The sequence below is a fragment of the Mesorhizobium sp. B2-5-4 genome, from assembly GCF_006441095.1.
GTDB lineage: Bacteria > Pseudomonadota > Alphaproteobacteria > Rhizobiales > Rhizobiaceae > Mesorhizobium > Mesorhizobium salmacidum.
Window position 1 is genome coordinate 74,902 of sequence record NZ_VFUR01000023.1, and the last position, 8,829, is coordinate 83,730.

Below are 8,829 nucleotides of genomic sequence, written 5' to 3' on the forward strand. Positions count from 1 at the left end.
CTGACATCCGCCCTCAAGGAATTCCGGTATTGACGCTTCCTATCGAACGAGCCGGCGGGAGATCGATGTCAGGCGGCGGAGCCGAGGTGCCTCAGCGGCCGGCCAACCGAAACCGCTTGCGCAGCAGCCATGATACCTTGCGCATCGATCCCGTAATGCCGATAGAGATCGGCGATCGTACCAGTCTGGCCGAAATGCTCGACGCCCAAAGCGCGTGTACGGTGGCCATGGACCGACCCCAGCCAGGCGAGCGTCGCGGGGTGCCCGTCCAACACCGTCACGATGGCGCAGGAAGCCGGAAGACCGGCCAAAAGGCGCTCGACATGACTTGAGGCGCGTGGATGGCCGTACTGGCGCGCCCGGGCCGCGGCTGACCAGCCGGCGTTCAGCCGATCGGCCGAGGTCACCGCCAGAAGCCCGATATCGCGCCGATCGCCGGCCATCAACCCCAGCGCCTGTACAGCTTCCGGCGCGACTGCGCCGCAATAAGCTATCACCAGCTCGGCGTTCGGCCCGGGCTTGCGCAGCCAGTAGGCGCCATCGACGATGTCGCGCGCCAGCTTACCTTCGATCGGGCGTGTCGGCTGCTCGATCGAGCGCGTCGAGAGCCTGAAGTAGACCGAGCCTCCGGTCTGATCGCGCAGCCAGGTATGGTCGTCAGGCTCGGCTTCGCCGCTACGCTGTATATAGTCGAATGCCCATCGCAGGATGATTGCCAGTTCATCGACATAGGCCGGCTCGAACATCGCCAGACCGTCCTGCGCCATGCCGATCAGCGGCGTGGCTATCGACTGATGCGCTCCGCCTTCGGGAGCCAGTGTCACGCCGGAGGGCGTCGCGGCCAGTATAAAGCGGGCGTCCTGGTAACAGGCATAGTTGAGCGCATCGAGGCCGCGCTCGATGAAAGGATCGTAGAGCGTGCCGACCGGAAGCAGGCGCTCGCCGTGGAGCGCGTGCGACAGGCCGAGCGCCGAAAGCATCGTGAAAAGGTTCATCTCCGAAATGCCCAGTTCGAAATGCTGTCCCGACGGCGCAAACGTCCAGTTGAAGGTGGAGGGGATGCGCTCCTCGCGGAAAATGTCCGCCTGGTCGCCGCGCGCGAACAGACCCCGCTTGTTTACCCAGGCGCCGAGATTGGTCGAGACGGTGACGTCGGGCGATGTCGTGACGACACGGCCTGCAAAGTCGCTGTCCGATTTTGCGATCTCGTGCATCAGAAGCCCGAAACCTTGTTGTGTCGACATGGACGGCTGAGCGCCGAAGCTGATGCACGCCGGAACCGGAATAGCTGGGGCTGTGTGGCGCCGCGGGGCTGCCTCCGCGAAAGGCGACGACGCGAGGAAGGACCGTATCGCAGCCTCGTCATGGGCGAGGCCCTCGAACATGTCCCATTCGCGGCCCTCGCGGACTCCCATGCCTTGCCGCAGCGCGTCGACTTGCGCCGGTGTCATCAATCCGGCGTGGTTGTCTTTGTGGCCGGCCAGGGGCAGGCCGAAGCCCTTGATCGTATAAGCGATGAAGCAGGTCGGACGATCATGCCCGCGTGCTTGCTCGAAGGCATCGATGATGCTCTCCAGATCGTGGCCGCCGAGGTTTGCCATCAGGGCCGCAAGGTCTTCGTCGCTGCGTTTCTCGATCAGACGGCTGACCGGACCCTGATCGCCGAGATCATCGAGCAGGCGCCTGCGCCAGGCAGCGCCGCCCTGGAAGGTCAGCGCGGAATAGAGCTGGTTGGGGCATGCATCGATCCAGGTTCGCAGCTTTTCACCGCCATCTTCCTCGAAGGCTGCCTGTTGCAATTTCCCGTGCTTGAGGATGACGACATCCCAGCCGAAGTTGCGAAAGATGGATTCGAAACGCTGCCACAGGCTTTCGCGCACCACCGCGTCGAGGCTCTGCCTGTTGTAGTCGACGACCCACCAGGTGTTGCGCAAGCCGTGCTTCCAGCCCTCGAGGAGAGCCTCGAAGATATTGCCTTCGTCCATTTCGGCGTCGCCGAGCAGGGCGACCATCCGCCCTTCCGGCCGATCGGTCTTCCAGCCTTTTGCCCTGACATAATCCTGGACCAGCGAGGAGAACAGGGTCTGCGCCACGCCCAGTCCAACCGACCCGGTCGAGAAATCGACATCGTCGATATCCTTGGTTCGGGACGGATAGGACTGCGCGCCGCGATAGCCACGAAAATTCTGCAGCTGTTCGAGCGTCTGCTTGCCGAACAAATACTGGATGGCATGGAAAACCGGGCTGGCATGCGGCTTGACGGCGACGCGGTCCTGCGGCCTCAGGATCTTGAAATAGAGCGCCGTCATCAAGGTCGAGGCGGACGCCGACGAGGCCTGGTGGCCGCCTACCTTGAGGCCGTCCGTCGACGCTCGAAGATGATTGGCATGATGGATCATCCAGACGGCCAGCCAGAGGATCTTGCGCTCAAGCTCGGAAAGGATCGTCATCGTCGGCTCCTGTGAAATCGCGGCTCAACGATACCTGCGTCGATCTTCCGAATGTGACTATTCTTGCGCAAATTGATCGGTGATATTGGCTGATCGAGCCAATAGTGGCGACTAGACGAGGGAAGCATGCCAAATCCAGCGCTTGACGCAATCGACCTGAAGATCATCGCCGCGCTGCAGAAGAACGCCAAGGCGACTTCGAGCGACCTCGCCGAAGCCGTCGGTCTGTCGCCCTCGCCTTGCGCGCGGCGGGTCAGGCTCCTGGAGAGCGCCGGCGTCATCAAGGGCTACACCGTGGTCGTCGACCAGAAGAAGCTCGGCCTGCCGATCAGCGCTTTCGCGTCGATCAAGCTTGAACGGCAACGCGAGGACGATCTCGACCGCTTCTCGCAAGCCGTGCTGCGCTGGCCGGAGGTGGTCGACTGTTATCTGATGACCGGCCAGCGCGACTACCTGATGCGCATCGTGGTGCGCGACCTCGAGGCCTATGAACGGTTCATCAAGGACAAGCTGACGCGGCTGGACAACATCGCTTCGATCGAAAGCAGCTTCGCCCTGGGTCAGGTCAAGCGCTCGGAAGTCCTGCCCATCTGATGGAGCGAGTATTCTGCGGCGGCCATCGCGGCGGCAACTGAAGCGGGGGCGGGCACCCGTGTGACCCACCCCGATGGCGTTTTCACCCGCAGAATGCATTCCACTTGCGCCACCCGCGAGAGCCTCTCATTGCCGAGTCGGCAATATTTTGTACATATTTTGTTTATCTACATTGACGCGTTGGCCGCCCTCAACGTAGCGTTGAACGGCTGCGGCGGGAACGCCTGCGCGCAACTCAATCTCACGGGAGGACTGCACGATGAAATTTCGAGCCCGATCTGTCGCCATTGGCCTGGCCTGCATCGCCTATGCCACGATTGTTGGATCCGTGCTGCCGGCCACGGCGGAAACGACAAAGGAACGCGTATTGAGAGAGGGGAGGATCGTGATCGGCATCCACAACCGCTCGCCATGGGGCTACAAGCAGGAAGGAACCGGCGAGTTGCTCGGCTGGCATCCGGACCTGCTCAGAGCTGCGTTCGCCGATCTCGGCGTCAAGCAGGTCGACTTCGAGGTCACCGAGTTCGGCGCGTTGATCCCTGGGTTGATGGCTGGGCGTTTCGATGCCGTGGCGTCCGGCTTGTCGATAACGCCGCCGCGATGCCAGCAGGTTGCCTTCGGCGCTCCCGACCTTAGGCAGGACGACGCGGCGATCGTACTCGCCGGCAACCCCAAGGCGATCCATGGCTATGCGGATCTTGCCAAGAAATCCGACGCCATCATGGGCGGCGGCCGCGGCAGCAACGTCATCCAGAACGCCATCGCCGAGGGCGTCCCTGAGGATCGCATCCTGCAGTTTCCCGACATCGAGACCAACATCGCGGCACTGCGCGCCGGCCGCATCGACGCCGCGGTATTTTCTTCCCCGACGGTGATCGGGCTGCTGTCCGGCAAAAAGAGCCCCGATCTGGAACGCGCCAACCCATTCACGACCGACGAGAAGTCGATCAGCTACGTCGCGGTCGCGTTCAGGAAGGATGATGGCGACCTGCGCGACCTTTACAATCAGGGGCTCGCCAAGGTCATATCGAACGGCACAATTGCCACCATCATGGCGAAGTACGGATTTGGCCCCACCGAAAACGTGCCGCCAGGATTGACGACCTCGCAGTTGTGCGGAGCCGCCAACTGACCGGGTCGACAACAGAAGCCGTCCAGCATCAACACGACAGGGTGGCGCGCCGCGCGAGCTCGCGCGGCGGCCTCTGTGCGCCGACAGGCTCTCACATCACTGTCGTTCAGGATCGCTGGACGGCGCGATGTCTTCGGGGATTTCTTGCCGCAGGCTCGGCCCCTTGGCCAGGCGCCTGCCAAGCGCGGAAATGAAAGCTTCATAGCGCTCGCTTGCCTTGGCTTGCGCTGCCTGGGCCATCGGCTCCGGCAAGGCCGGAGTGGTGGCCAGCCAGAAGCGAATGAATACCGCCTGCGTTTCAACCGAGATGCCGACATCGCGCTCCAACCGCGCGATCCGGCGATCGATCCGGTCGAGACGCCTGGAGATCGCCGCCTCGCGTTGCGCGTCGGCATCCGGAGAGAGGAAGGAGGCGATCGCCGCTTCAGCGATGAGCGACTGCGAGCGATCGCGCCGGGCGGCGTATTCGACCAGCAATGCCATCACGGCAGGGTCGAGATACACGGAAATCTGCACCTTTTTCTTGCTTCTCGTCACGACCGTCACAGCTCCATGCCGTCGTCCGGGTCGAGCGCGATCTGACGCGCCATGCCCCGCACAAGGCGAGCCATCCGGCTGCTGCTCGCGAGATCATCCGCCTCGTCAGGCGCTTCGATCTCGAACTCGTTGACGGGCGGCAGCTCCGCCGCGGCCGGGAGAAGAGGATCGAGCTCTGGCTGACGTCGCAATGCGGACTCGGTCGATTCCTCCTGGAGTTTCGTCACGGCAGTTGCGGCTGCCGTACCCGGTGGCGGGAGCGGCAACGCAAGCGCCGTCCAATCGTCAGGCTCCGGCTCGGCTCGAGCCGTGACAGCCGGTGGCGGCAGAATGCGCTCCCGCAACCGCGGGTCTTCGAAATAGCGCGCCTTCTTCGCCCGGATCGGCGGCGTGCCCGCCAGCATGACGATCTCGTCGCCTGCCGGCAACTGCATGATCTCGCCGGGCGTCAGCAACGGCCGCGCCGTCTCCGAGCGCGAAACCATGAGATGACCGAGCCAGGGCGAGAGCCGGTGACCGGCATAGTTCTTCATCGCCTTCAGCTCGGTTGCCGTGCCCAGGGCATCGGAGACACGCTTGGCGGTACGCTCGTCATTGGTCGCGAAGCTGACGCGTACATGGCAGTTGTCCAGAATAGAATTGTTCGGCCCGTAGGCCTTCTCGATCTGGTTGAGGGACTGCGCGATCAGGAAGCTTTTCAACCCGTAGCCGGCCATGAAAGCGAGCGCGGATTCGAAGAAGTCGAGCCGTCCGAGCGCCGGAAACTCGTCAAGCATCAGAAGCAATCGATGGCGATCCGCCCTCGCCTGCAGATCCTCGGTCAGACGGCGGCCGATCTGGTTGAGGATGAGACGGATCAGCGGCTTGGTGCGACTGATGTCGGAGGGTGGAACAACGAGATAGAGCGTCGCCGGACGAGGATCGGCGACCAGGTCGGCGATGCGCCAGCCGCATGCGCGCGTCACCTCCGCCACCACCGGGTCGCGATAGAGCCCAAGGAAGGACATCGCGGTCGAGAGCACGCCGGAGCGCTCGTTGTCGGACTTGTTCAACAACTCACGGGCGGCGCTGGCGATGACGGGATGCGGACCGCCCTCCCCCAGATGCGGCGTCGTCATCATCGCGGCCAAGGTCGATTCGATCGGCCGCTTCGGATCGGACAGGAATGCCGCTACGCCGGCAAGCGTCTTATCCGGTCCGGCATAGAGCACATGCAGGATCGCGCCGACCAGGAGCGCGTGGCTCGTCTTTTCCCAGTGGTTGCGTCGTTCAAGCGAGCCTTCGGGGTCGACCAGGATGTCGGCGATGTTTTGCACATCGCGGACCTCCCATTCACCGCGGCGGACCTCGAGCAAAGGGTTGTAAGCGTCCGACCTGGCATTGGTCGGATCAAACAACAGCACCCGGCCGTGGCGGGCGCGGAAGCCGGCGGTCAGACCCCAGTTCTCGCCCTTGATGTCATGGACGATCGCCGAGCCAGGCCAGGTCAGCAACGACGGCACTACAAGGCCGACCCCCTTTCCCGAACGCGTCGGCGCAAAGCAAAGCACATGCTCGGGCCCGTCGTGGCGCAGATAGTGCGTTCCATAGCGCCCCAGCACCACGCCGTCGGGGGCAAGCAGGCCTGCCGCCTGCACCTCGCTCTTGTCGGCCCAGCGCGCGGAGCCATAGGTCGCGACCTTCGTCGCCTCGCGGGCACGCCAAAGCGACATGCCGATCGCCACGGCGATCGACATGAAGCCGCCCGAGGCGGCAATGATGCCGCCGCGCACAAAGATGCCCGGCGCATAGGCATCATAGAAATACCACCACCAGAAGATGGCAGGCGGATAATAGACTGGCATGCTGCCGATGACGAACCAAGGCGTTCCCAGCCGCTCCTGATAGCCCAGCTGCCAAGCCGACCATTGCGTCGATCCCCAGATCGCGAGGAGCACGATCAGGAAGACCACGACAATCTGTCCCCAAAGGACTTTCGTTCCCGACATTCGTTTCTCCTCGTGCCGAGAGGTCAGCAAGGTTGATGCGAGATTCAACAGCCGGCCCATGCCGATCGTGTCGCGTCGCGTTCCCGGCAAGGAAGACAGGCGATCGGCACTCAGGCTCCGATCCCCCTTGAAAGCGCCTTCATAAGCCGAGGCCGGGCTTGCGGCCGAAACTCCAATCGGCGCCGCCGTCGCCGCGAACGACACCGGAGACGTGATTGCCGAGATGTCGCTCCAGCGAAGGCGTCCAGGGCACGAGCTGAAAGCCGAGGCCATCATCGATCATCGCGAAACGGCCGGATGCAAGCGCAAAGCGCTGCCTGTAGGTGCCCGACACGAATTCGCCTTTCCCGGCACGGTTGAATGACTGGCCCGTCTGAGTCGCGAGCCTGCTCGCGAGCACGTCGAGTTCCCTCTGGCGGAGCGTGTCGATCAAGTTTCCGGCAAAGACGGTCCCGCCCGGCCGCCGCTCCGCCAGCCCCAGTCCGACCAGGTGCTCGGCGCGCCGATCAAGCGCCTGGCGCACCTCGGCGCCGAAGCCGCCATCGGAAAGCGCCGCCGCAGGACGGGCAAGCGCCTGCCGGTCGAGCCAGGTCGCCCCCTCCGCAACCACCTGTCTGTCGATGTCGAAATCGGAGCGCACGGCAAGCGCCAGCCGTCGGCGTCCCTGGGCGTCCTCGAATTTGCGCAGTTCGACGATCGCGCCCGGCGCCCCGTCACCCGTCGCCTCGAGATCGGCAAGCCGGACGTGATGACAACGTCCGTCGACGCCATCGATGACCGCATAGGCCGTGCCCTTGAGTTCGTCATCCAGTCCGCGCTCGACCAGTCGGCCGATAATCGTCTCGCCGATGGTCTCCGCGGCCAGCACATAGCTGGCGCTCGCGCGTTCGATGTCGCGGACCGAGAATGCGCGATGCATGCGTTTGATGATATCGCCGCGCTCACCCATCTGGCGCAGCGTCGCCTCGGCTCTGTCGCTGAGGATCCACTGACCAGGACCGAGTTGCTCGGCAAGGCCGAGCGTTTCCAGCCTGCGCAGCCGCCCGATCTTTGGCGCGATGAATTCGTCAGGCTGGCGATCGGCACATGGCGCGAGATCGATGACGCCGCCATCGCGTGCGTCTCGAAGCAACTGGCGGTCGAGCCCGGTCCACCGCTCGGCCTCGACCTGACGCTCGACCTGCCGGCGGATCTCAAGATCCGATCGGGGGCCAAGCTCCTGCGTGACGAGCTCGCTGGCGCGATCGCGCATGCCGCGGCTGATGTAGTCGCGCGAGATCACCAGGTCCTGGCCGTCATCGGCCCGGCCGCGCAGGATGACGTGGACATGCGGGTTGTCGGTGTTCCAATGATCGACCGCGATCCATTCGAGCACCGTGCCCAGATCCTTCTGCATGCGGCCCATGAGATCACGGGTGAAGGATTTCAGGTCGGACATCTCGACGGCGTCCTCCGGCGAGACGATGAAGCGGAAATGATGCCGGTCGTCCTTGCAGCGCCTGACGAAATCCGGGAGCGACGCATCGTCGACCTCCGGTCCGAACATGCGGGCTTTCGCGTCGTCTCGCGTGACCCCCTCCCGGCGCAGATAGTTGAGGTGGCTCGCCAGCGGCGCGCCACGTTTCGAATGGCGAACCACGCGGGTCTTGATCGTGGCGAGGCGGGAGCGGCCGGTGAGGAAGCGATTGGCCTGAAGGCTCGCTGCCCTGCCCCGCCCGAACCGCGAACTGTTGCCTCTCCCGATCCGGCCTGAGCGCGACACGCTGCCGCCGGCCTTTTGCGCCGCCGCAAGCGCCTGGGCGATGAAGGGCCGCGACGATTGGGCTCGCGTCGAGCGAATGCGGCCCGGACGGACGCGGAACTCGTGCTCATCGGACACGGCACCCGTCCTCACCCTGCCATTTGCGCAGAGAATACAATAATTTGCATGCTCTTAGCACATTGCGCGAAGGCGCTGCAATGTGCGGTAAGCGGCAAAAAACCCAGCAAATGCAACCAACCGACCGCAGCACAATGTGCGCCCTTTTATCTTGCCATCCCTCGGTTGCTGCCGTAACCGTCCGGTCCCTGCACATATTTGAAGTAGTGCAATATCGCGTCATGTCGGGTTCCTTCAGTCTGTGGAGGA

The 8,829-nt window shown here is 63.8% G+C and carries 6 protein-coding genes; 2 read left to right on the forward strand and 4 right to left on the reverse strand.

The features are described from left to right. Positions 1-68: 68 nt before the first annotated feature. The gene (locus FJ492_RS24265) at positions 69-2,450 is read right to left on the reverse strand and encodes a transketolase (RefSeq protein WP_140751550.1); all 2,382 of its coding nucleotides are present in this window, start codon (positions 2,448-2,450) and stop codon (positions 69-71) included. Between the two features lie 126 nt (positions 2,451-2,576). On the opposite strand from FJ492_RS24265, the gene FJ492_RS24270 reads away from it, so the two are divergent. Continuing rightward, positions 2,577-3,044: an Lrp/AsnC family transcriptional regulator gene (locus FJ492_RS24270; RefSeq protein ID WP_140751548.1), complete on the forward strand. Its 468-nt coding sequence runs from the start codon at positions 2,577-2,579 to the stop codon at positions 3,042-3,044. Positions 3,045-3,303: 259 nt separating this feature from the next. Beyond that, positions 3,304-4,176, forward strand: coding sequence for an ectoine/hydroxyectoine ABC transporter substrate-binding protein EhuB (gene ehuB / locus FJ492_RS24275; RefSeq protein ID WP_140751546.1), 873 nt, complete (start codon positions 3,304-3,306; stop codon positions 4,174-4,176). 96 nt (positions 4,177-4,272) lie between these two features. On the opposite strand, the gene FJ492_RS24280 is transcribed toward ehuB, so the two are convergent. The 3 genes from FJ492_RS24280 to FJ492_RS24290 all read right to left on the reverse strand — a co-directional run bounded on the left by FJ492_RS24280 (position 4,273) and on the right by FJ492_RS24290 (position 8,580). Further along, positions 4,273-4,713 (reverse strand): CopG family transcriptional regulator, encoded by a 441-nt coding sequence (locus FJ492_RS24280; protein WP_140772623.1) that lies wholly within the window; start codon positions 4,711-4,713, stop codon positions 4,273-4,275. A 5-nt stretch (positions 4,714-4,718) separates the two neighbouring features. After that, on the reverse strand, positions 4,719-6,701 hold the full coding sequence (locus FJ492_RS24285; protein WP_140751542.1) for a conjugal transfer protein TraG: 1,983 nt from the start codon (positions 6,699-6,701) through the stop codon (positions 4,719-4,721). 139 nt (positions 6,702-6,840) lie between these two features. Then, positions 6,841-8,580, reverse strand: a complete 1,740-nt coding sequence (locus FJ492_RS24290; protein ID WP_140772625.1) for a VirD2 family relaxase/mobilization nuclease — start codon at positions 8,578-8,580, stop codon at positions 6,841-6,843. Between the last annotated feature and the right edge of the window lie 249 nt (positions 8,581-8,829).